This window comes from Leisingera sp. JC1, assembly GCF_001679925.1.
In the GTDB taxonomy this organism is placed as follows: Bacteria; Pseudomonadota; Alphaproteobacteria; order Rhodobacterales; family Rhodobacteraceae; genus Leisingera.
Genome location: NZ_LYUZ01000103.1, coordinates 89,697 through 111,957, shown reverse-complemented (window position 1 = coordinate 111,957; position 22,261 = coordinate 89,697). Strand labels below are relative to the sequence as shown.

Below are 22,261 nucleotides of genomic sequence, written 5' to 3'. Positions count from 1 at the left end.
CTATTTGCGCCGCTTGCGCTCCACTTTGCGCTTCACCTTGGCAGCCTTGTGCTTGGACTTGGCCGCCTTGCGCTTCACCGTGCGGCCTGCCGGGCTGCGGCGGCCGCGCTGGCCTCCGCCTGCGGGCATCGGGACCGCGTCCAGCGCCAGCAGCTCCAGTTCCAGCCCGCCGGTGACAGGCGCCGCCTGAGTCAGCCGCACCGTCACGCGCTGGCCGATAGTCAGGGTCATGCCGGTGTCCGCCCCTGTCAGCGTGCCGGACTGGGCGTCAAAGTGGAAAAACTCCCGCCCGATGGAGCGCACTGGCACCAGCCCGTCGGCGCCGGTCTCGTCCAGCTTCACAAAGGCGCCAAAGCGAGCGATGCCGCTGATCCGGCCTTCGAACTCGTTGCCCACACGCTCACTGAGGTAGGAGGCCAAATAGCGGTCCGTGGTGTCCCGTTCCGCAATCATCGAGCGCCGCTCGGTGTCGGAAATATGGGTGGCAGTATCTTCCAGCCGCTCGATCTGGGCCTCATCAAGCCCGTCGTCCCCCCAGCCGTGCGAGGAGATCAGAGAGCGGTGCACGATCAAGTCGGCATAACGGCGGATCGGTGAGGTGAAATGCGCGTAGTTGCGCAGCGCCAAGCCGAAATGCCCGAAGTTCTCCGGATTGTAGTAGGCCTGCTGCATCGACCGCAGGGTGGAGATGTTGATCAGCTCCGCATCATCCGTGCCCGCTGCCTGGTTCAAGAGCGCGTTCAAGTGCCGTGTCTGCAGCACCTGACCCTTGGCCAGGCTGAGGCCCGCTGCCTGCGCGGTCTCGCGCAGAGCTTCCAGTTTCTCCTGTGCCGGCTCCTCATGCACCCGAAACAACAGCGGCGAACGTTTCTTGATCAGCGTTTCAGCTGCGGCCACATTGGCGAGGATCATGAACTCCTCAATCAGCTTGTGCGCATCCAACCTGTCGCGGAAGGCAACCGAGGTCACATTGCCATCCTCATCCAGCACGATCTTGCGCTCAGGCAGGTCGAGATCCAGCGGCTCCCGCGCGGCTCTTGCCTTTGTTAGAGCTTGGTATGCAGCAAACAGCGGCTTGATCACGTCATCCAGCAGCGGTGCGGTCTTGTCGTTCGCATTGCCGTCCTGCGCCTCCTGCACCTCGGCGTAATTGAGCGAAGCCACAGATTGCATCAGACCGCGCACGAATTTGTGTGACAGCTTGTTTCCCTCGGCGTCCACCTGCATCCGTACAGCGATACAGGCCCGCGGCACGCCTTCGTGCAAGGAGCACAGGTCGCCTGACAGCCGGTCCGGCAGCATCGGCACCACGCGGTCGGGGAAATAGCTGGAGTTGCCGCGCTTCTTCGCCTCGCGGTCCAGCGCCGAGCCGGGGCGCACATAGGCTGCGACATCGGCAATTGCCACCCAGATCACATGGCCGCCGGGGTTTTTCGGGTCGTCGTCAGCGTGGGCAAAACACGCGTCGTCATGGTCGCGCGCGTCTGCCGGGTCGATGGTGACCAGGGGCAGCTCGCGCAGGTCCTCTCGCCCCTTCAGGCCCACCGGTTTCGCCGCATCGGCCTCAGCCATCACCGCATCGGGGAAATGGTCGGGAATGCCGTGCTGATGGATGGCGATAAGCGACACCGCCTTGGGTGCGGTCGGGTCGCCCAGCCGTTCCACGATCCGCGCGCGCGGCAGGCCCATGCGGCCCTTGGGGCCAGCCTGCTCGGCCTCGACCAGTTCGCCGTCCTTGGCGCCATTGACCGCATCCTGCGCCACCATCCATTCATTCGACGCAGCCTTGTCGATTGGCACAATCCGCCCGCCTTCGGATCCTTTGCGGAAGATGCCCAGAACCCGCTTGGGGTTGGTGCCGATCCGGCGGATCAGCCGCGCCTCGTAATTGTGGTCCTGATCCGGGACCATCTGCAGCTTGGCCAGGATCTTATCGCCCTCGCCCAGTGCCGGGTCCGAGGGTTTGGTCAGGATCAGGATGATCGGCTCTACACCTTCGCCATGCCATTCCAGCGGACGCCCGTACAGGTCGCCATCCTCGTTCGGTGCCTTCACCTGCAGCACCGTCACCGGCGGCAGCTGGTCCGGGTCGCGGTAGGTCTTCTTGCGCTTCTGCAAATGCCCTTCCGCCTCCAGCTCCTTCAGGATGCGCTTGAGGTCGATGCGATCGGCGCCCTTGATGCCAAAGGCCTTGGCAATGTCGCGCTTGGAGGTATGGGTCGGGTTGGCGGAGATCCAGTCGAGGATTTCGGCCTTGGAGGGAATACGGCTCATACTTCCCGCGTAGCATGGCGCGGGGGCGGCGTCATGGTGAAAAGCGAAGCGTCAGCACCGCGGCAGATCCGCAGCGGTATCGACGTCCCGCAGGGTATCGGTCAGCGCGATGCGCCAGCCGGGCAGGGTGTTCAGCGTGTCAGCCAGCGCATGTTCGCTGGACCAGCGGACATTTTCAAACATGCCTTGCGGCAGGCGGGACGGATGATTGGTGCCCACCAGCCAATAACCGCCGTCTGCTGCTGGGCCGAAGACTGCGTCGTGATTGCCGAGGGCCGAGAACGCACGAGAGATATGGCTGCGGGTGATACCGGGAATGTCGGCGCCGATCAGGCAGACAGGCCCAGGAACGGACCGCAGCATCCGCTTCATCCGTTCTCCCAAATTACCGCCCCCTTGCACCAGGCGGGGCAAATCAGCGGGCCAGACCTTGGAGTACACAGCTGTGTCCGGCGCCACTGCCAGCACGATCTGCCAGCGCGGATCGCGCAGCCGCCGGATCAGCCGGGCGGATTGATGGCGGAACCACCAGGTGGCCGGGATCACGCCTAAGTCGCGGCCCAGACGTGTCTTGACCCGTCCGGGCCGCGGTTCCTTGACCATGATGACCAGGCAGCGTTTCACGTGAAATCGCGCACCATGTCCCGGTGGTCGATGCCGGCATCGTCATAGACCGGGCCAAGGGCGGTGAAGCCAAGCTTCTCATAGAACCTGAGCGCATGGATCTGCGCACCAAGTTTGGCCCTGGTTACGCCGGGATGCGCCCGTGCGGTATCCACTGCGGCCTCGATCAGCTTGGCGCCGAGCCCGGTGCCGCGGGTAGAGGGCAGCACGCAAACCCGGCCGATCTTGGCGGTGTTACCGTTGAACACAATCCGCGCTGTCCCAACCGGCACACCGTCCTGCAGCGCCAGAAGATGGGTGGCAGAGGGGTCCAGGTCGTCCTGCTCCTCCTCCACCGGCACACCTTGCTCCTCCACGAACACTTGGTGTCGCAAGGCAAAGCATGTCTGTAGTTCCTCGGTGATCGAAATGCTCAGGCTCATGCGAAATAATCCTGCAGGATGCGGGTGTAGATGGCTTTCAACTGGTGGATCTGGGCAACCTCGACTCGTTCATCCACCTGGTGCATGGTTTTGCCAACCAGGCCGAATTCCACCACCGGGCAGTGATTTTTCACGAACCGCGCGTCGGAGGTGCCGCCAGTGGTTGACAGTTCAGGCTTGCGGCCAGTTTCCGCCTCAACCGCTTTCGAGACCAAATCAGACAGCGCGCCCGGCGGGGTAATGAAGCTCTCGCCGGAGACTTTCACCTCCATCCCGATTTCGACACCGAATTCCGTTGCCACCTTGTCCGCCTCATCCTGCAGCCACTCCGTCAGGCCGGCGCCGGAATGGGCGTCGTTGAATCGGATATTCACCGCAGAGGTGGCCTGAGCCGGGATCACGTTGGTCGCACTATTGCCGGTGTCGATGGTGACTACGGCCAGGGTGGAGGCATCGAAATGCTCTGTCCCTTGGTCCAGCTCATGGCTTGCCAGCCGGTCCATCAGCCGCGCCATTGCGTTCAGCGGATTGTTGGCGCGGTGAGGGTAGGCCGAATGCCCCTGCACACCGGTCACCGTGAACCAGGCCGTCATGGAGCCGCGGCGGCCGATCTTGATCATCTCGCCCATCTCATCGGGGCAGGTCGGTTCGCCCACCAGGCAAACCGACATCTGTTCACCTGCGCGGTCCATATAGTCCAAGAGTGCGGTGGTGCCGTCCACGGCGGGGCCTTCTTCGTCGCCAGTAATGGTCAGGATGATGGATCCGTCCGGCGGTGTGTCCTGCACGAAGTCCACGGCCGCCGCAGCAAAGGCGGCAACACCTGATTTCATGTCGGTGGCGCCGCGCCCGTACATGAATCCGTCCTTTTCCTCTGCGCCGAAGGGCGGCATGGTCCAGGCAGCTTCATCGCCCAGCGGCACCACGTCGGTATGGCCGTTGAAGCCGAAGGTTCTGGCGTGGGCCTTGGACCCCCAGCGGGCAAACAGGTTGCTGACTTCGCCCCGGTCTGCGCGGGTGCAGGTGAACCCTGCCTCGCTCAGCAGTTTTTCCAGCAGAGCCAATGCGCCGCCCTCCTCAGGCGTGACCGACGGGCAGCGGATCAAGTCGGCGGTCAGGCGGGCAGGGTTGGTTTGCGGCATCGGCTGGCTCCTCAGGTTCCGGATGGCACAGGCCTAGCCCGGATCGCGGCGCAGCGCAATTCACAGCACAGACACTGAAACTGAAGGATAACGCCAGACAGGCGAAGGCCGCCAGGTACCTCAAAACCGCCGCTCGGGCTGCCTGCCGGACACAGTTCCGGCGGCAATTCTGCCTCTGCGGCCAAATCGCTTGCGTGGAAAAGGTGATCCGCCTAAGGACGTTGGAACTCTATCAGAGGCCAATCCGAGCGTTTCCGTGCTGTACTTCCGCCTGATCACCGCTGCCCTTTTTGTGCTTTGGGGGCAATTGCTCTCTGCGCAGGTTCTGACGGTCAACACCGTGACCCGGCCGCCGTTCTCCATGGTGGAAGAGGGCCGCGACACCGGATTCTCGCTTGAACTGTTCAAGATCCTGGCCGAGCGGCTGGATCTGGAATACCGCATAAACCGCACCGGCAGCTTTGCAGAGATGCTGGACGGCGTCCGCAACGGCGAGGCGGATCTGGCGGCGGCCAATATCTCGATCACGGCATCCCGCGAGATCCAGATGGACTTCAGCCATCCGATATTCGAAAGCGGCCTTCAGATCATGGTGCAGGCCGATGATATCCGCGAGCCGTCGCTGTTGCGGGCGCTGTTGTCCTGGGACCTTGCCGCCGCCATCGGCATCGCTTTTCTGCTGCTGTTCGGGGGCGGCATGATGATGTGGGCATTTGAACGCCGCGCCCAGCCCTATTTCGACCGCCCGCTGAAGGAGGCCTGGTTTCCGTCTTTCTGGTGGGCGTTGAACCTGGTGGTGAATGGCGGGTTTGAGGAACGGGTGCCGCGCACGCCTGTCGGACGCATGTTCGGCGTGCTGCTGGTGATCTCTTCGTTGTTCGTCGTTTCAATCTTTGTTGCCAAGATCACCGCGGTGATGACGGTCGAGGCGATCAGTGGCTCTGTGAATTCAGTCAATGACCTCTACGGCAGGTCCGTCGGCACCATTGGCGGCTCCACCGCTGCGGGGTTCCTCGACCGGCGCGAGATCGATTATGCCGCTTTCGAAGGTTTGGAAGGTATGCTCGCTGCGTTTGAGGCGTCTGAGATCAAGGCGGTTGTCTTCGATGCTCCGGTGCTGAAGTTCTACGAGCAGCAGGGCGGGCATAAATACGGGCAGACCATCGGCCAGCCGTTCCTGCGCGAAAATTACGGGCTGGTCTTCCCGGCCGGATCGCCGCTGGTAGAGGATGTTAATCAGGCGCTTCTGACGATGCAGGAGGACGGCAGCTATGACGCCCTCTACCGCAAATGGTTCGGCAGTCAGAACTGACGTCTTCTGCTAGTGGAAAACCGGCTCTTCGCCGTCGAAGAACGGGGTCATCTGAGCGACAATCACCGCGTTTTCTTCCAGCGCCCGCTGCATCAGATCACGTTCCTCATCGCCGATTTCATGGCCTTCGGCCTCGCGCTCTTCCAGCGTGCCGTATCCGGTCACGTCCAGCGGTGCGGTATCGGCCTGTTTAAGGATCGCCACCGTTTCCCGCACCGCCTCAGCTTCATCAATGCCAGAGGCATAAATCATCAGCGCAGCACCGGTGGCGCCATCGGGCAGGCCGTCCCCCTCCTTGCGTCCGATCTGGACAAGCAGGGTATAGACTTGCTGGCGGGAGGGTTTCTTCTTTTCCATGGCGCCGCCATAGCGCCGGGGCAGGGGCATGGTCAATCAAATTGCGCGGGCGGCACGGGCCGGAGGAGCGGGTAACGGAAACCTTGCAGTTCCAGGCATCCGGGACTTATGCCTTGATTGAACGACCAGCTGCAAGGATCCTGCAATGCGCTTCTCTACCCTGACCGCCCAGCCCGTGCCGTGGAAGAACGGCGGCGGCGTGACCCGGGAACTGGCGTCGCATAGTGATGATGGAAAGCTGGCGTGGCGGCTGAGCTTGGCAGACATCACCCGGAACGGCCCTTTTTCTGCATTTCCTGGCCTCGCCCGTATCCATTGCATCGTCGAAGGGGCGGGACACACCCTGTCGAATGAAACCGTACGGCTGGAGGCCCGGCCGCTTGATCCGTTGTGTTTCGATGGCGGAGTGGCGCTGGACTGCCAGTTGCGCGATGGGCCCTGCAAGGCCTTCAATGTGATCTATGATCCGGCACGGGTGACGGCAGCCCCTGATATTCTTACCGATGGCCCGGTGCCGGAGGTCGAAGGGCTGAGCGTGCTGTTTGTGGTCTCGGGCAGCCTGGAGGCGGCGGGCACAGGCCGGCTTGGTCCCGGCGAAGGGATTGTTACACAAGGCGCCGGCGCCGCGCTGATCACCGGCGGCGGCACTGTTGTCCAAGGGCGGATACTGCCTGTTTAGAGACTGTTCAGCAGTTCCTTGATTGCCATCTTGTAGGCTGCAACCACGCTGTTCCGTGCGATATGGCGGCCCTGTTGTACCACATGGCGGCCGGCGCTCCAGACATCCGTTACAGTGTCATCGCCAGCCGCAAAGCAGAGACCGTCCAGCATCTGCTCCGGTTTCAACGCGCAGAGGGCCGACACTGTGCTGTCAATCGCCACCAGATCCGCCAGCGCGCCTTCCTCGATCCGCCCGGCATCGCGCCCAAGCGCTTGCGCGCCGCCCTTTGCCGCTCCCAAGTACAACGTCTCGCCAACCGAGCCCTCACCCGGCACCAGCACATTGCGCGCCAGATCCCGCAGGCGTTGGGAGTACTCCAGCGTCCGCAGCTCTTCCGGCAGCGATATCCGTACATTAGAGTCTGAACCAACCCCAAATGCCCCGTCGTGCGCCAAGTATTCTACCCCGTTGAACGGCCCGTCGCCCAGATTGGCCTCAGTGATCGGGCAGAGGCCCGCAATGGCGCCGGAGCGCGCCATGCCGATGGTCTCAGCACTGGTCATATGGGTGGCGTGGATCAGGCACCATTTGCCATCAACGGCTGTGTTTTCCAGAAGCCATTCAACAGGCCGCGCGCCCAGCCAGGCGCTGATGTCGGCCACTTCCTTGGGCTGCTCGGAGATGTGGATGTGCACCGGCAGCCCGTTCTGGATCTGCAGCACCTCGGCCAGATCCTCCGGGCATGTGGCGCGCAGCGAATGCGGTGCGATGCCGACGCGGGCATCCTGGGGCAGGTCCCGCGCGGCAATGCCCCGGGCGCGTTCAACCAGTTCGAAAAACGCGCCAACCGAATTGCCAAACCGCTGCTGCCCCCCGCTTAGAGCCTGTTTCCCTGCTCCGCCATAGGTGTAAAGCACCGGCAGGTGCGTCAGGCCGATGCCAGTCTGGCTGGCCGCCGCAAACACCCGCTCGCTCAGCTCTGTCACCGACGCAAAACGCGCACCGCCGGGCTGGTGGTGGACGTAGTGGAACTCGCCGACAGATGCGTAGCCGGCCTCCAGCATCTCCATGAACACCAGCGCGGCAATGGCCTCGTATTGATCAGGCGTGATGCGGTCCATAAAGCGGTACATCAGGTCGCGCCAGGTCCAGAAGCTGTCCTTGCCGGCGGCTCGGTACTCGGTCATTCCGGCCATGGCGCGCTGGAAGCTGTGGGAGTGCAGGTTGCCCAGAGACGGCAGAAGCACGTCTGCCTGCGCGTCCCCAGCTTGCAGCTGGGCACCGGTTTCCACTGAGGCAATCCGGCCGTTGTCTACTGTCAGCCGGAGGTTCTCAGCCCATCCTTGGGGCAGGCGGGCGCGCTGGGCGAAAATGGTCTGCATCTGACTCTCTTATGTGTAGATATAATATCATTAGCGCCATGTTTATTGCGCGGCAAGGGGTTTGCAGTTGGGGGGCAAGCCGTCGGCCGCCAGAAACAAAAGAAAAACGCGCCCCGCAAGAGGCGCGTTCTTTTCTTCAGGCTTGCGGTGCGGGTCAGTCGCGCAGCAGCTCGTTGATGCCTGTCTTGGAGCGGGTCTTCTCATCAACGCGCTTCACGATCACCGCGCAGTAGAGGCTGATGTTGTTCTTGGACGGCATCGAACCCGCGACAACAACCGAGTAGGGCGGCACTTCGCCGTACATCACTTCGCCGGTTTCCCGGTCGACGATTTTGGTCGATTTGCCGATGAAGACACCCATGCCCAGAACCGAGCCTTCGCGCACGATGCAGCCTTCGACCACCTCGGAACGGGCGCCGATAAAGCAGTTGTCCTCAATGATGGTGGGGCCGGCCTGCATCGGTTCCAGCACGCCGCCGATGCCGACGCCGCCCGACAGGTGCACGTTTTTGCCGATCTGGGCGCAGGAGCCGACGGTCGCCCAGGTGTCCACCATGGTGCCTTCGTCAACATAGGCGCCGAGGTTCACGAAAGAGGGCATCAGCACCGCGCCTGGCGCGATATAGGCGGATTTGCGGACCACGCAGTTCGGCACCGCGCGGAAGCCTGCGGATTTCCAGTCAGCTTCGCCCCAGCCGTTGAATTTGCTGTCGACCTTGTCCCACCAGCCGCCGGCCTGCGGGCCGCCTTCGTGGATTTCCATGTCCTTGATGCGGAAGCCCAGCAGCACGGCCTTCTTGGCCCACTGGTTCACGTGCCAGTCGCCGCTCTCCAGCTTCTCGGCCACCCGCAGCTTGCCCGAGTCAAGCGCGTTCAGGGTGTCTTCGATGGCTTCACGCTGCTCGCCGGTGGTGGCGGGGGTGATGGTGTCGCGCGCCTCCCAGGCGGCTTCGATTGCTGCTTCCAGCTGGGCGTTGGACATGGATGTTCCTCCGGCATTGGTTAGATTCGGAGCTTCATACCGGCAAACTGCCTGCAGGTCATGTCCGGATTGCGTCCAAATTGCCGCCCCTGACGGCGTTTTGCCGGGTTCCTGCCGGTCAGCGCACCCGGCGCAAGTGGCGGCGCAGGATTTCACAGGCTCCGGCAGCATCGCGCCGGGTCATCGCCTGAACAATAGCGGCGTGATCGGCGTCCACCCGGCGGCTCCATTGATGCTGCCAATTGGCGAACAGATGCCGGGCAGCGGCAATATGCAGATCGTCGATCGAGGCCAGCAGCCGCGGCATCGCGCAGGGCGCCAGGATGACCCGGTGAAAGGCGCGGTTCAGCCGTTCCCAGCTGGCCATGTCCTCAGCTGCATCGCAGGCCAGGCGGGCGGCGTCGGCGGTTTCTATGTCCTCGGCTGTCAGGCGGGGGAAGGCGTGGGTCAGGGCCAGCACCTCCAGCGCCACCCGCATCTCAATCACTTCGCGGATTTCAGCGGGGTTCAGGGCGCTGACCCTGGTGCCGCGCCGCGGTTCGGAAACTGCCAGCCCGTGCGCCTCCAGCCGCAACAGCGCCTCGCGCACCGGCACATGGCTGGCTTCGAACTCGCGCGCGATGTGATCCTGGCGCAGCTTTTCGCCTGCCGGAAGCGCACCGGTGATGATGCGCTCGCTCAGGCTCAGATAGATTGTATCGGCGATGGTTGCGGACATGGTGTTGCGATAGGGCTGCCTGCGGATTGCTGCAAGGGTTATCCCAGAGGATCCGGGGCAATGTTGCCGCCGCAGATCAGCACTGCAACGCGCTCTCCAGCGGCGGGACGGTAAACGCCGCACATAAGCGCCGCCAGCGCGGTGGCGCCTGCGGGCTCCACCAGGATCCGGCGTTCACGCCAGAGCGCTGTCTGGGCCACCGTGATGGCGCTGTCCGGCACAGTGAGGGACGTGACACCTTGCGCCGCGGCAAGCTCAAAGCAGATGCTGCCGATGCGTTTTGCCCCCAGCGCGTTGGCTGCCACACCTGAGACCTCGACATCCGCCGGTTGCCCGGCTGCCAGCGCCGCGTTCAGCGCGCAGGAGGTTTCCGGCTCCACGGCGACGATCTTCCGGGCGCCTTGGAACCAGGCCAGCGCACCGCTGATCAGCCCGCCGCCGCCTACTGCAATCAGCAGGGTGTCGGCTTGCAGTCCCTGGGCCTGCCACTCGGCAAAACAGGTGCCCTGGCCCGCCACGGTTGCCGGCGCATCATAGGCATGGACCTGCATGGCCCCGGTTTCCCGTTCATAGGCTTGCGCCATTTCCAGCGCATTGGCATAGGCGCCGGATACCACTTGCAGATCGGCGCCGGTGCGCTCAATCAGGGAGATCTTGGCGGGGCCTGCCATCTCGGGCACATAAATCCGCGCCTTGTGGCCCAGCTGATGCGCGGCATGGGCAACGGCTGCCCCGTGATTGCCGCCGGAGGCCGCAACCAGCCCGGCCGCGGGCACTTCCTGGCTCAGCAGCGTGTAAAAGGCACCGCGGGCCTTGAAACTGCCGGTGTGCTGCATGTGCTCCAGCTTCAGTTCCACCGGGTAGTCCAGGCCGAACCCGCGGGCCTCCATTACGGGCGTTTGCTGCACGTGAGGGCGGATGCGCTCTGCTGCCGCTTCGATTTCACTTTGCCAGTCCATGCGCATTCCTCCCTGCCTGCCTGGCCGGAACCTTAGCCGCGCCGGGGCGGGGCGCAAGCGGAACAGCGCGTTTCCTGCTTTCTTGATTGGCGCTAACGGCCAATGAGGGTTACAAAGGAAGTCCTGTTATTTCTTACCTGGATTGCAAATGACCGAAGATCGCCACAGCCGTTTCCGCGACGCACATTCCGACCGGGACCGGGCCGAACATGTGCCCGCTACGCCGCAGACCCAGGCGCCTGCCTACCGGCTGGCCTTTGCGGATGACGAGTTTCTGTGCCGGGATGAACTGCGCCCGGTGCGCCTGCAGCTGGAGCTTTTGAAGCCGGAGCTGATGCTGAACGAACATGGCATCGAAAGCACCATCGTGATGTTCGGCGGCGCCCGCATTCCGGATCCCGCGCATAAGGACAAGGCACGCACCCAGACGCTGGCCGACCTGTCGCATTTCTACGATGAAGCGCGTGAGTTTGCCCGGCTGATGACCGAAAAGTCCAAGGAGAGCGGCGGCCGCCATAACGTCGTGGTGACCGGTGGCGGTCCGGGTGTGATGGAGGCGGGCAACCGCGGCGCTCAGGATGCCGGCGGCCATTCTGTCGGCCTGTCAATTGTGTTGCCTCATGAGCAGGCGCCCAACGGCTATGTGACACCGGATCTCAGCTTCAACTTCCACTATTTCGCCATCCGCAAGATGCATTTCCTGATGCGGGCGCGGGCGATTACCGTGTTCCCGGGCGGCTTTGGCACCCTGGATGAGCTGTTCGAGAGCCTGACCCTGATCCAGACCGGCCGCATGGAGCGGGTGCCGTTCCTGCTGTTCGGCAAGGATTTCTGGAACAAGATCGTCAATTGGGAGGCGCTGGCCGATGCCGGCACCATTTCCGATCAGGATCTGGACCTGTTTCGTGTGGTCGACACCGCCCAGGAAGCGGTGGAAATCATTGAAAACTGGGAGCCCGCACCGCCGCGCGACAGCCTGCCGGGCCGCGAACGCTAAGTCAGGGTAATCTGTCTGCTGCTGCCGGGTTCAGCTGAATTCCGGCGGCAGTTTTCCCAGGGCCGTGCCTGTGGTCAGCCGGGTCAGAACCTGGGCGCCGCCTACGGTTTTCACCGCATAGCCGTATCCGCGCAGGCGGAATTTCCATTCCCGCGGGCTCAGCGCTTTTTCGCGTTCGCTGCGCACCAGTTCCAGCACGCCAGCTTCGATCATGGCCGTATTCTGTTCCATCGGGGACATCCTTTGATTCCTTTTGAAATTGACTGTCCGTAATTTGGAAACTGTCTGCAGGAATCGGCGGAAATTGAGCTGGAATTGGGAAAAATTGGGGCGGTGGAACCTGCGGGATGGGATTGGTCCCGCGCTGCGCAAACAAAAAAGGCCGCCCGCGGCGGCCTGATCTGAAGATTTACCGGCATGCCGGCAGACAGCTGGATCGGTCACTTCATCCCGGCTTCGGCCTCAATCTGCTTGCGGCTTTTGCGGGCGCGTTCGGTGGCCGATTTCAGCTGGCCGCAGGCGGCCATGATGTCATCGCCCCGGGTCTTGCGGATCGGCGAGGCATAGCCCGCCTGATAGATGATATTGGCAAAGGCCCGGATGCGGTTGTTGGAGGACCGTTTGTAGGGCGCGCCCGGCCATTCGTTGAACGGGATCAGGTTGATCTTGGCCGGGATGTTGTAGCGCTTGATGTGGTCGAGCAGCCGGTGCGCGTCCTCATCGCTGTCGTTCACCCCGTCCAGCATCACGTATTCAAAAGTGATCCGCTCAGAGTTGGACGCTTTCGGATAATCCGCCAGCGCCTGCAGGAGCTCGTCGATGTTCCAGCGCTTGTTGATCGGCACCAGCACGTCGCGGGTTTCGTTGGTGGTCGCGTGGAATGAAATCGCCAGCAGGCAGCCGATTTCGTCGGCTGTCCGGGCAATTTCCGGCACCACGCCGGAGGTCGACAGGGTGATCCGGCGGCGGGACAGAGAGATGCCTTCCGGATCCATCGCAATCTTCATCGCGTCGCGCACGTTGTCGAAGTTATAGAGCGGCTCGCCCATGCCCATCAGCACAATGTTGGACAGCAGCCGCGTCTCGTCCTTTGGGGCACCCGGCACCGGCCACTCCTCCAGATCGTCGCGCGCCATCATCACCTGGCCGACAATCTCCGCCGGGGTCAGGTTGCGCACCAGCTTCTGGGTGCCGGTATGGCAGAAGGAGCAGGTCAGGGTGCAGCCCACCTGGGAGGAAATGCACAGGGTGCCGCGGTCATCCTCGGGGATATAGACCACCTCGACCTCGTGGCCGCCGTTGATCCGCACTAGGTATTTGCGGGTGCCGTCGGTCGACACCTGCTTGCTCACCACCTCGGGGATGCGGATTTCAAAGGTTTCCGCCAGCTGCGCGCGGTAGGCCTTGGCCAGGTTTGTCATGTCGGCAAAGTCGCGCTTGCCCCATTGGTAGATCCACTGCCAGATCTGGCCGACCCGCATCTTGGCCTGCTTCTCCGGCGTGCCATGCTCGATCAGCACTTCGCGCATCCGCTCGCGGGTCAGGCCGACAAGATTGATCTTGCCGCCCTCGGGCTCCTTGCGGGGCAGGGTCATTACGTCCTGAGTGATCGGCGCGCTGGCGGTCATGGCAAAAGCCTCGGGTCATGGTGAGCGGATGCGGCTCTATATAGGATTTCGATCGGAGATCAAAAGGAATCCTGTGAAATTGCGGGCAGAGCCCTCTACTGGGCGTAGCGCATCAGCTCATCAACCCTTGCACGGCCAAGCGACGTCCAGCAGGAGCGGATTGCAATGCCTGTGCCGGATCCGCCGCCGTATGTTGCCCCGACAAAGGCGCAATGCTCCTCACGGTAGGCTTCCCACGCCTTTTGCCCTGCCTCAAGCGCCGGAACCGCAACAACCCGTTCGGTGACGTTGTCCAGTTCTTCAGCGGCATCCAGCGCAAAACGCAATGCCGCGGCCAATGCGGCTTCCACACGCTCCTCGTCGTCGGCAACACATTCGCCGATTTCCACCTGAGAGCCGGCATCGCCGCACTCCAGCGCGGGATCGGCAAATCCGGGCGTTGCTGCCAGAGCAAAACAACAAGCAACTTTGCGCAGCATGGCGGGCACCTCCTGCCTCATGTTACGCGCCGCTCCGGTCTTTAACAAGAAAACCCCGGCGATGGCCGGGGTTTGCCCTGTCTGCACACCTGCCGCGGCTTACTTGCTGCAGCGCTTTTCGGCGTCTTCCACTGCTGCGGTGAACCCCAGCAAAGAGAACGTGTCCTTGGTCTGGGTGCCGCGCGCCGAACGTGCGGTCAGCACCGCATCGGCGCCGCGCTTCATCGCGGTGACGATCTTGGCATCATCTGCAGGGGTTGCCGGCCAGGCCCATTCGCCCTCGGTGAACAGTTCGAACTCGGACTCGCCGATCGCCATGTTCACGGTTGATCCCGGCGCAAACGGATAACCTCCGGTAAAGCTCACCTCGCCCTTGGGCGCATCGCTGCTGCGGAAGGTGACAAACAGCTGGATCTCGCTGCGGCGCACCGCAACGACGCGGCCGTCGCGGGTGTTCACGGTCTCCTTCGGTGCGGAAACCCCCCAGCATTCGTTCGGGTCATTGCCCTCGAAAACGCTCCAATCCACCTTGGCCGCAACCCGGTTGTTCGACGTTTCCTGTGCTGTTGCGGCGGTTGCCAATGCTGCCAGACACAGGCCCGCGGCCACGCGGGCGAGTTTCAATGCCATTTGTCCCGACTCCAAGACTGTTCTTTCATACCTCAAAACCAAGCAAAGGGCCCGCAGCGTTCAACCGCTGTCTGGTCCCGATCCCTTCGCTTGCGCTACACAAGCACACTAACGTAACTAGCACCACGGGCGAAAGTGCGTTTTGGCAGGATTTCGCCCAGAAAACATGAGGGGAGACATCATGCCGAATCCAGTGCCCATGGCCGAAGTCTGGCGCGGCCCGCTGCTGGAAAGCCTGCATCTGGGCCATGCCGTCATCTGCGACGACAGCGGCCAGGTGGTGCGCAGCTGGGGCGATCCGGACGCAGTCATCTATCCGCGCAGCTCCGCCAAGATGATCCAGGCGCTGCCGCTGATCACCTCCGGCGCTGCCGCGCGCTATGGTCTGAACCCGGAACAGCTGGCGCTGGCCTGTGCCTCTCACAACGGGGCGCATATCCACACCGACCGGGTCAACGCCTGGCTGGATCAGCTGGGCATGAATGATGACGATTTCCGCTGCGGCCCGCAGCTGCCGGACGACATTCCCGCCCGCAATGAGCTGATCAAGACCGACAGCAGCCCCTGCCAGGTGCACAACAACTGCTCCGGCAAGCACGCGGGTTTTCTGACGCTGAACCAGTATCTGGGCGGCAATGCCGAATACATCGAGGTGGATCACCCGGTGCAGCAGGCCTGCCTTGCAGCGTTTGAGGAAACCACCGGTCAGGACAGCCCGGCCTATGGCATCGACGGCTGCTCGGCACCGAACTTTGCCACTACCGTAACCGGGCTGGCGCGCTCAATGGCCTGGTTTGCCAGCGCCGCGGACCGCTCCGACCGAGCGTCCGAGGCGGCGCAGCAGCTGGTCGCGGCCATGACCGCGCATCCCGAACTGGTTGCAGGCGAAACCCGCTGCTGCACCAACCTGATGCGCGCCATGGGCGGCAAGGTGGCGATCAAGACCGGGGCTGAGGCGGTGTTCATCGCCATCCTGCCGGAGCAGAAACTGGGCGTCGCACTGAAGATCTCCGATGGTAGTACCCGCGCCAGCGAATGCGCCATTGCGGCGCTGATGGTCAGCCTTGGCGTGCTGGATGCGGATAACCCCGAGACCGCAAAATACATGAACAAAATGCTCTACAGCCGCCGCGGGCTGGAATGCGGATCCATCCGCCCCGCCGCCGAACTGCTGTTCTAAATGCAAATGCCCCGGTCCAGGACCGGGGCATTTTCTTACATTTCCATGTCGATGATTTCAGCGACTTCAACTGAGCCGCTGCCGTCTGCTACCATCGGGCAGCCCTTGGCCATCTGGCAGGCGGCATCCTGATCCGCGGCTTCCACCACCGAATAGCCTGACAGCGGATTGGCGCCGCCATTATCCACAATCCCGCCGGCGCTGACGGTCTTGGACATCCCAACCGGGGCGCCCGGCACCTTCAGGGCATCGCCCATACCTCCCATCCAGTCCTTCCAGGCCTGCATGACCCTGGCCCCCTCTTCCTCGCTCTCCGGGGTCTTGCCGCCGTGATAGGCAAAAATGAACTGTGGCATTGATCTACTCCCTTGGTTTCGTTGATGGATCAGGTCTTTGCGGCTAGCAGCGCCTCCAATTTGCGCAGGGTGGAGGTCCAGCCCTCTTCGTGGCGCGCGGCGATACCGTCGTCGCCAAGATCGCGGTGATCAACCAGCAGCAGGGCGCCATCTCCAGCAGCAGCGATGGTGAAGGTCACATGGCTCTCGGCACCGCGGCTGCCGTCGTCTTCGTGCCAGGCCCAGGTGAAGCCGACGGATTTCGGCGCATCCACATGGGTCACCTGGCCGGAAACATGGAAGCGCTGGCCGTCGCTGTTCTGCATGATCGAATACCAGGGGCCGGTGCGGCTCAGGTTCAGGTCATGTTCCGGAATGGTAACCCCTTCCGGCCCCCACCATTGCAGCAGCTTGTCCGGCGTTGTCACCCAGGCAAACAGTTTCTCCGGGCTGACCGGAAATGTCCGCTTCAGCTGCAGGTCGCTCATGCCTCGTCCTCCATCAGGGCCGCTTCCAGCCTGTCCAGGCTCCCTTCCCAGAAGGCACGGCGTGATTGGGTCCATTCAGCAATCATCCGCAGCCCTTCCGGGCAGGCGGAGTACAGCCGCTTGGTGCCCTCGGCGCGCTGGGTCACCAGCCCGGCCTCGCGCAGGACCTTCAGATGGCGCGAGACTGCGGGCGCAGAAATGCCTGCGCCGGGGGCCAGATCACCGGCGGGCAGTTCGCCCTCAGTAATCAGCTGATCCACAATCATCAGGCGGGTTTCGTCCGACAGCGCGGCAAAGGATTTCAGAATCGGTGTCATGCAATTTATTAGCATGATTGTTAATTAATAGAAATGTTAAATATAGGGTGGAGCCAGAGCTGACTTTAGATCATATCCCACAGCAGCTTGGCGGCGAGCGAGACAGAGGTCACCACCAGCAGCGGCTTGATTACCCTGGCCCCCTGCTTCTTGGCCAGTCCCGCACCTGCCCGCGCCCCGGCAATCTGGGCACAGCCCATCAGCAGGCCGGTAATCCACCAGGGCGTCGCAACGAAGGAAAACGCCAGCAGACCCCCTGCATTAGAGGCGAAATTCAGCAGCTTGGTATGGGCGGTTGCGCGCAGGATGCCGTAGCCCGCCAGCGACACAAAGGCGAGCATGTAGAAGCTGCCCGCGCCAGGCCCCAGCAACCCGTCATAGGCCCCGCACAGCGGAACGATGAGGGCGGTGAACAGGGCAGGGGACAGGCGGCGCTGCCGGTCCAGATCATCCAGCCCCTTTTTCAGCGCAAAGAAAATGGCAATCCCGATCAGCAGCACCGGCAGGATCACCCGGATCCATTCGGTGGGCAGGTAGGCGACCAGAAACGCACCCGCAACTGCGGCCGCAAAGGCGATCAGAGCAGGCCCGACCTGGGCCTTCAGGTCAACATGCCCGGCGCGCGCGTAGGTGGCCGCCGCCGTCGCCGCGCCAAACAGCCCCTGGATCTTGTTGGTCGACAGCGCCGTCACCGGATTGGCCCCAGCCAGCAGCAGCACCGGAACCGTGATCAGCCCGCCGCCGCCGGCAATCGCGTCGATGAACCCTGCGGCAAACCCCGCCGCCAGCAACAGCAGCAGGGTCTCAATACCCACTTCCAGCATGTTGAGGATCAGCCTTTGAATTCGTCCTGGGCATAGCCCTGGATGTACAAGAGCGCCGTCAGGTCGCCGTGGTTGATGCGGATATCGCATTCCGCCGCAACCGAGGGCTTGGCATGAAGCGCCACGCCTGCGCCCGCGCGCTTCAGCATCCCCAGGTCATTGGCGCCGTCGCCCACCGCAATCACATCCGCCTCCGCGATCCCCAGCCGGGCGCTGATCTGCTCCAGCGCCTCCACCTTGGCCTCCCGCCCCAGGATCGGCCGGCCCGCCTCGCCGGTCAGCTTGCCGTCCTGGGCCAGCAGCGTGTTGGCGCGGTTCTCGTCAAAGCCTAGCTCCGCCGCGACCTGTGCGGTAAACGCCGTGAACCCGCCAGACACCAGCGCCGCATAGGCACCATCCGCCTTCATCGTCGCCAGCAGCTGCTTGCCGCCGGGCATCAGCGTGATGCGTTCCTCCAGCACCTTGGCGATCACCGATTCCGGCAGCCCTTTCAGCAGTCCGACCCGCTCTGTCAGCGCGCCCTCGAAATCCAGTTCGCCGTTCATCGCCCGCGCAGTGATGTCCTTCACCCGCGCACCGACGCCTGCCTCCTCGGCCAGCTCGTCGATGCATTCCTGCTGGATCATGGTGGAGTCCATATCGGCCAGCAGCATTTTCTTTTTCCGCCCGGCGCTGGGCTGAATGACCAGATCCACGCCCATCCCCTGCAGGTCTGCCCAGACGTCCCAACGGTTGTCCGGCATCTGCTTCAACGGAAACTCGGCCGCCGCCCCCAGTGCCAGCCACACCGCCTCATCACCACCCCAGGCATTGCGCAGCGATTCGATCAGCGCGGGTTCCAGCACCGGACGGGCAGGGTTGCAAAGCAGGGTGGCGGTGTACATCGGCAGGCTCCGTTCCGGCGCTATCTGCACATGTCATAACGCCCTGCCACGGGAACAGCCAGACAGCAAAAATCTGCTGAAATCAGCGGGCATCATAAGGAGCGGCCCTTTGCGCCATTTCAGCGCGGCTGTTTCCGATGGTGGAAATTCATGTCGCAAAAAACAGATGAACAGCCGCATTTTTCTGAAATTTCTGTTGCGTGCCGCGCTGCAGCACACTAGCTCTGATGGCGGGACACCCCTCCCCAACGAGGGGCGCTTATCTGGAAGGGTAGCATTTATGGCTATTGAACAACCTGCCGCGCGGCCGGCCAATCCGCGTTTTTCGTCCGGCCCCTGCGCCAAACCCCCCGTCTTTGATCTGAGCAAACTTGCAGGCGCGCCGCTGGGCCGCTCGCACCGCGCTGCGGTGGGCAAGGAGAAGCTGAAGGCAGCGATCGAAGGCACCCGGGAAATCCTGAACATCCCCGCCGGTTACAAGATCGGCATCGTGCCCGCCTCCGACACCGGCGCGGTGGAAATGGCGATGTGGAACCTGCTTGGCGCCCGCGGCGTCGAGATGCTGGCCTGGGAAAGCTTCGGCTCCGGCTGGGTCACGGACGCGGTCAAACAGCTCAAGCTGGACGCCACCGTCAAGACCGCTGATTACGGCCGGATCGTCGACCTCTCCACCGTCGATTTCACCAATGACGTCGTCTTCACCTGGAACGGCACCACCTCCGGTGTGCGCGTCCCCAACGGCGACTGGATCCCGGCAGACCGCGAAGGCCTCACCATCTGCGACGCCACCTCCGCCGCCTTTGCGCAGCATCTGCCCTGGGACAAGCTGGATGTAACCACCTTCTCCTGGCAGAAGGTGCTGGGCGGCGAAGCGGCGCACGGCATGATCATTCTCAGCCCCCGCGCAGTGGAGCGGCTGGAAAGCTACACCCCCGCCTGGCCGCTGCCCAAGATTTTCCGCCTGACCAAGGGCGGCAAGCTGATTGATGGCATCTTCCAGGGCGCCACCATCAACACGCCCTCGATGCTTGCGGTGGAGGACTACCTGCTGGCGCTCGACTGGGCCCGCACGGTGGGCGGCATGGAAGGCCTGCGTGAGCGCGCCTACGCGAACCTGGCCGCAGTGCAAAGCTTTGTGCAGGACAACCCCTGGATCGCCTTCCTGGCGGAACAGCCGGAATACCGCTCCAACACTTCTGTTTGCCTCAAGTTCACCGACGAGCGCATCCAGGACGGCGCTGCCTTTGCCAAGGCCTTGGCCAAACGTCTGGAAGGTGAAGGCGTGGCCTATGACATCGGTGCCTACCGCGACGCACCTCCGGGCCTGCGCATCTGGTGCGGCGGCACGGTGGAGGCCGCGGACGTGGCCGCCCTGATGCCCTGGATCAAATGGGCCTTCGAGGCCGAGATCGCCGCGCAGACCGAAGCGGCCTGAGCAACCTTTTTGGCGGGCGGCGACGCCCGCCGTCCCAGCACAGACATTCCAAGGACCACAGACATGGCTCCCAAAGTACTCATCTCCGACAAACTGTCCGAGGCCGCCGTCCAGATCTTCCGCGACCGCGGCATTGACGTGGACTTCCTGCCCGATGTGGGCAAGGACAAGGACAAGCTGGCAGAAATCATCGGCCAGTATGACGGCCTCGCGATCCGCTCCGCCACCAAGGTGACGGAAAAGATCCTGGAGAACGCCGAAAACCTCAAGGTGATCGGCCGCGCCGGCATCGGCACCGACAACATCGACAAGGAAGCCGCCTCCAAGCGCGGTGTCATTGTGATGAACACCCCGTTCGGCAACATGATCACCACCGCCGAACATGCGATTGCGATGATGTTCGCGGTTGCCCGCCAGCTGCCGGAGGCCTCCGCCTCCACCCATGCCGGCAAGTGGGAAAAGTCCAAGTTCATGGGGGTCGAACTGACCGCCAAGACCCTGGGCGTGATCGGTGCCGGCAATATCGGCGGCATTGTCTGCGACCGCGCCCGCGGCCTCAAGATGAAGGTGGTGGCCTTTGACCCCTATCTGAGCCAGGAAAAGGCCGACAAGATGGGCGTCGAGAAGGTCGAACTGGACGAGCTGCTGGCACGTGCCGACTTCATCACCCTGCACGTGCCGCTGACTGATCAGACCCGCAACATCCTGTCCAAGGAAAACCTGGAGAAGACCAAGAAGGGTGTGCGCATCATCAACTGCGCCCGCGGCGGCCTTGTGGACGAGGGCGCGCTTGCCGAACTGCTGACCTCCGGCCATGTGGCAGGCGCCGCTTTTGACGTGTTCTCGGTCGAGCCGGCCAAGGAAAACGCACTGTTCGGCCTCCCGAATGTGGTCTGCACCCCGCACCTGGGCGCGGCCACCACAGAGGCGCAGGAAAACGTCGCCCTGCAGGTGGCAGAACAGATGTCCAACTACCTATTGACCGGCGCCGTTGAAAACGCGCTCAACATGCCCAGCGTGACGGCTGAGGAGGCCAAGGTCATGGGCCCCTGGATCAAGCTGGCCGACCATTTGGGTTCCTTCGTGGGCCAGATGACCGACGAGCCGCTGAAGGCGATCAACATCCTCTACGATGGTGTTGCAGCGGGCATGAACCTGGACGCGCTGAACTGTGCAGTCATTGCCGGCATCATGAAACGCTCCAACCCGGAGGTGAACCTGGTCTCCGCGCCGGTCGTTGCCAAGGAGCGCGGCGTTCAGATTTCCACCACCAATCAGGACAAGTCCGGCTCCTTTGACGGCTACATCAAGGTGACCGCGGTGACCTCCAAGCGCGAACGCTCGGTGGCTGGCACCGTGTTCTCCGACGGCAAGCCGCGGTTCATCCAGATCAAGGGCATCAACATCGAGGCGGATGTGGGCGCGCATATGCTGTACACCACCAACGAGGACGTGCCCGGCATCATCGGCACCCTGGGCCACACCATGGGCGATCACGGCGTCAACATCGCCAACTTCACCCTAGGCCGGTCCGAGGCCGGCGGCGAAGCCATCGCGCTTCTCTACGTGGATAACGAGGTTCCGGCAGAGGTGCGCGCCAAGCTGGCGGAAACCGGGCTGTTCAACCAGATCAAGCCGCTGCAGTTCGACGTTGCCTGACCTGTTCAGACAGTCTCTTGCAGAAGCCCCCGCCATTGCTGCGGGGGCTTTTCCTATTATCTCTGGTGCACGAATGCCGCCTTTTCCGGCCGGCTGCGCAGGACAACAAAGCCGAACAGGAGCATCGACGCCAGCGCCGCCAGCGACCCGGCTTTTGCCAGCACCTCTGTCTGCTCCAGAATAGCCAGCGGAATACCCGGAACCAGCAGTGCCAGTGACAGCACTGTAGCAGCCAGATGCAGCCGCGGCAGCGTGCCTTCACCGGCACCAGGCACCAGGTGATAATAAAATGCGTAGATTGAGCAGCTGACCCATCCCAGCAGATTCAGATGCCCATGTGCTGGCGACAGCAGATGATCCTGGCTTGCAGACATCTGGATCCCCCAAACCATACCGCCCAGGGCGCATACCACTGCAATCAGCATGAACGGCCGTGCAATTCCATTCATCGTTTGTCCCTCCCATGACGCGGTTCCGTATCTCCCATCACCGGAACTCCGCGGATTTCGAAGTGCCAGCCTAGCATACTTCTCTGATTTTTGGGGAAATTCGGCGGCACGGGTATTTCTGCG

General features: G+C 63.0%; 25 protein-coding genes. 6 read left to right on the top strand and 19 right to left on the bottom strand.

Annotation, left to right across the window (positions count from 1 at the left end; all coding sequences use genetic code 11):
* Genes rnr through dapE form a run of 4 tightly spaced genes read right to left on the bottom strand, consistent with a single transcriptional unit; the run spans position 1 to position 4,462 of the window.
* Positions 1–2,274: a ribonuclease R gene (rnr, locus tag A9D60_RS16430; protein ID WP_065268591.1), complete on the bottom strand. Its 2,274-nt coding sequence runs from the start codon at positions 2,272–2,274 to the stop codon at positions 1–3.
* A gap of 51 nt (positions 2,275–2,325) precedes the next feature.
* On the bottom strand, positions 2,326–2,898 hold the full coding sequence (locus A9D60_RS16425) for a TIGR04282 family arsenosugar biosynthesis glycosyltransferase (RefSeq protein WP_065268590.1): 573 nt from the start codon (positions 2,896–2,898) through the stop codon (positions 2,326–2,328).
* Positions 2,895–3,320 (bottom strand): GNAT family N-acetyltransferase, encoded by a 426-nt coding sequence (locus A9D60_RS16420; RefSeq protein ID WP_065268589.1) that lies wholly within the window; start codon positions 3,318–3,320, stop codon positions 2,895–2,897. The genes A9D60_RS16425 and A9D60_RS16420 overlap by 4 nt, the downstream gene beginning before the upstream one ends.
* Complete coding sequence (gene dapE / locus A9D60_RS16415; protein ID WP_065268588.1) at positions 3,317–4,462, bottom strand: succinyl-diaminopimelate desuccinylase; 1,146 nt, start codon at positions 4,460–4,462, stop codon at positions 3,317–3,319. Before dapE ends, A9D60_RS16420 begins: the two co-directional genes overlap by 4 nt.
* Positions 4,463–4,718: 256 nt before the next feature.
* Here dapE and A9D60_RS16410 point away from each other — a divergent pair, with 256 nt between their 5' ends.
* Positions 4,719–5,774 (top strand): transporter substrate-binding domain-containing protein, encoded by a 1,056-nt coding sequence (locus A9D60_RS16410; protein WP_065268587.1) that lies wholly within the window; start codon positions 4,719–4,721, stop codon positions 5,772–5,774.
* 9 nt (positions 5,775–5,783) lie between these two features.
* Here A9D60_RS16410 and A9D60_RS16405 read toward each other — a convergent pair whose 3' ends face one another.
* Positions 5,784–6,131, bottom strand: coding sequence for a hypothetical protein (locus A9D60_RS16405; RefSeq protein ID WP_029204715.1), 348 nt, complete (start codon positions 6,129–6,131; stop codon positions 5,784–5,786).
* A gap of 145 nt (positions 6,132–6,276) precedes the next feature.
* On the opposite strand from A9D60_RS16405, the gene A9D60_RS16400 reads away from it, so the two are divergent.
* The gene (locus A9D60_RS16400; RefSeq protein ID WP_065268586.1) at positions 6,277–6,810 is read left to right on the top strand and encodes a HutD/Ves family protein; all 534 of its coding nucleotides are present in this window, start codon (positions 6,277–6,279) and stop codon (positions 6,808–6,810) included.
* Here the strand turns inward: A9D60_RS16400 and A9D60_RS16395 are convergent.
* The 4 genes from A9D60_RS16395 to A9D60_RS16380 all read right to left on the bottom strand — a co-directional run bounded on the left by A9D60_RS16395 (position 6,807) and on the right by A9D60_RS16380 (position 10,833).
* Positions 6,807–8,174, bottom strand: coding sequence for a formimidoylglutamate deiminase (locus A9D60_RS16395; RefSeq protein ID WP_065268585.1), 1,368 nt, complete (start codon positions 8,172–8,174; stop codon positions 6,807–6,809). The two genes, A9D60_RS16400 and A9D60_RS16395, sit on opposite strands and share 4 nt — an antisense overlap.
* Positions 8,175–8,328: 154 nt before the next feature.
* Positions 8,329–9,156, bottom strand: coding sequence for a 2,3,4,5-tetrahydropyridine-2,6-dicarboxylate N-succinyltransferase (dapD, locus tag A9D60_RS16390; protein ID WP_065268584.1), 828 nt, complete (start codon positions 9,154–9,156; stop codon positions 8,329–8,331).
* Between the two features lie 118 nt (positions 9,157–9,274).
* Positions 9,275–9,874, bottom strand: coding sequence for a GntR family transcriptional regulator (locus A9D60_RS16385; protein ID WP_065268583.1), 600 nt, complete (start codon positions 9,872–9,874; stop codon positions 9,275–9,277).
* 38 nt (positions 9,875–9,912) lie between these two features.
* Positions 9,913–10,833 carry a threonine/serine dehydratase gene (locus A9D60_RS16380; RefSeq protein ID WP_065268582.1) on the bottom strand — a complete coding sequence of 307 codons (921 nt, stop codon included), beginning with the start codon at positions 10,831–10,833 and terminating at the stop codon, positions 9,913–9,915.
* Positions 10,834–10,981: 148 nt separating this feature from the next.
* Here A9D60_RS16380 and A9D60_RS16375 point away from each other — a divergent pair, with 148 nt between their 5' ends.
* Positions 10,982–11,830, top strand: coding sequence for a TIGR00730 family Rossman fold protein (locus A9D60_RS16375; protein WP_065268581.1), 849 nt, complete (start codon positions 10,982–10,984; stop codon positions 11,828–11,830).
* Positions 11,831–11,860: 30 nt separating this feature from the next.
* On the opposite strand, the gene A9D60_RS16370 is transcribed toward A9D60_RS16375, so the two are convergent.
* The 4 genes from A9D60_RS16370 to A9D60_RS16355 all read right to left on the bottom strand — a co-directional run bounded on the left by A9D60_RS16370 (position 11,861) and on the right by A9D60_RS16355 (position 14,567).
* Positions 11,861–12,070 carry a hypothetical protein gene (locus tag A9D60_RS16370; protein WP_065268580.1) on the bottom strand — a complete coding sequence of 70 codons (210 nt, stop codon included), beginning with the start codon at positions 12,068–12,070 and terminating at the stop codon, positions 11,861–11,863.
* Positions 12,071–12,270: 200 nt separating this feature from the next.
* Positions 12,271–13,458 carry a 23S rRNA (adenine(2503)-C(2))-methyltransferase RlmN gene (gene rlmN / locus A9D60_RS16365; RefSeq protein ID WP_065268579.1) on the bottom strand — a complete coding sequence of 396 codons (1,188 nt, stop codon included), beginning with the start codon at positions 13,456–13,458 and terminating at the stop codon, positions 12,271–12,273.
* Between the two features lie 95 nt (positions 13,459–13,553).
* Positions 13,554–13,937 carry a lysozyme inhibitor LprI family protein gene (locus A9D60_RS16360; RefSeq protein ID WP_254656715.1) on the bottom strand — a complete coding sequence of 128 codons (384 nt, stop codon included), beginning with the start codon at positions 13,935–13,937 and terminating at the stop codon, positions 13,554–13,556.
* Positions 13,938–14,036: 99 nt separating this feature from the next.
* Positions 14,037–14,567 carry an invasion associated locus B family protein gene (locus A9D60_RS16355; protein WP_065268578.1) on the bottom strand — a complete coding sequence of 177 codons (531 nt, stop codon included), beginning with the start codon at positions 14,565–14,567 and terminating at the stop codon, positions 14,037–14,039.
* A gap of 181 nt (positions 14,568–14,748) precedes the next feature.
* Here A9D60_RS16355 and A9D60_RS16350 point away from each other — a divergent pair, with 181 nt between their 5' ends.
* Positions 14,749–15,747, top strand: a complete 999-nt coding sequence (locus A9D60_RS16350; RefSeq protein ID WP_065268577.1) for an asparaginase — start codon at positions 14,749–14,751, stop codon at positions 15,745–15,747.
* A gap of 35 nt (positions 15,748–15,782) precedes the next feature.
* On the opposite strand, the gene A9D60_RS16345 is transcribed toward A9D60_RS16350, so the two are convergent.
* From A9D60_RS16345 to serB, 5 genes are all read right to left on the bottom strand, one after another.
* A complete protein-coding gene (locus tag A9D60_RS16345; RefSeq protein ID WP_065268576.1) occupies positions 15,783–16,103 on the bottom strand; it encodes a YciI family protein in 321 nt (106 codons plus the stop codon).
* Positions 16,104–16,132: 29 nt separating this feature from the next.
* The gene (locus A9D60_RS16340) at positions 16,133–16,570 is read right to left on the bottom strand and encodes an SRPBCC family protein (RefSeq protein ID WP_065268575.1); all 438 of its coding nucleotides are present in this window, start codon (positions 16,568–16,570) and stop codon (positions 16,133–16,135) included.
* Positions 16,567–16,887: an ArsR/SmtB family transcription factor gene (locus A9D60_RS16335; protein ID WP_065268574.1), complete on the bottom strand. Its 321-nt coding sequence runs from the start codon at positions 16,885–16,887 to the stop codon at positions 16,567–16,569. Before A9D60_RS16335 ends, A9D60_RS16340 begins: the two co-directional genes overlap by 4 nt.
* 65 nt (positions 16,888–16,952) lie before the next feature.
* Positions 16,953–17,711, bottom strand: coding sequence for a TSUP family transporter (locus A9D60_RS16330; protein WP_065268573.1), 759 nt, complete (start codon positions 17,709–17,711; stop codon positions 16,953–16,955).
* A gap of 8 nt (positions 17,712–17,719) precedes the next feature.
* A complete protein-coding gene (gene serB / locus A9D60_RS16325; protein ID WP_065268572.1) occupies positions 17,720–18,595 on the bottom strand; it encodes a phosphoserine phosphatase SerB in 876 nt (291 codons plus the stop codon).
* Positions 18,596–18,875: 280 nt separating this feature from the next.
* On the opposite strand from serB, the gene A9D60_RS16320 reads away from it, so the two are divergent.
* Together A9D60_RS16320 and serA are read left to right on the top strand one after the other, a co-directional pair.
* Positions 18,876–20,030 carry a phosphoserine transaminase gene (locus tag A9D60_RS16320; RefSeq protein ID WP_065268571.1) on the top strand — a complete coding sequence of 385 codons (1,155 nt, stop codon included), beginning with the start codon at positions 18,876–18,878 and terminating at the stop codon, positions 20,028–20,030.
* A gap of 63 nt (positions 20,031–20,093) precedes the next feature.
* The gene (serA, locus tag A9D60_RS16315; protein WP_065268570.1) at positions 20,094–21,689 is read left to right on the top strand and encodes a phosphoglycerate dehydrogenase; all 1,596 of its coding nucleotides are present in this window, start codon (positions 20,094–20,096) and stop codon (positions 21,687–21,689) included.
* A gap of 56 nt (positions 21,690–21,745) precedes the next feature.
* On the opposite strand, the gene A9D60_RS16310 is transcribed toward serA, so the two are convergent.
* Positions 21,746–22,138 (bottom strand): hypothetical protein, encoded by a 393-nt coding sequence (locus tag A9D60_RS16310; protein WP_065268569.1) that lies wholly within the window; start codon positions 22,136–22,138, stop codon positions 21,746–21,748.
* Positions 22,139–22,261 lie beyond the last annotated feature (123 nt).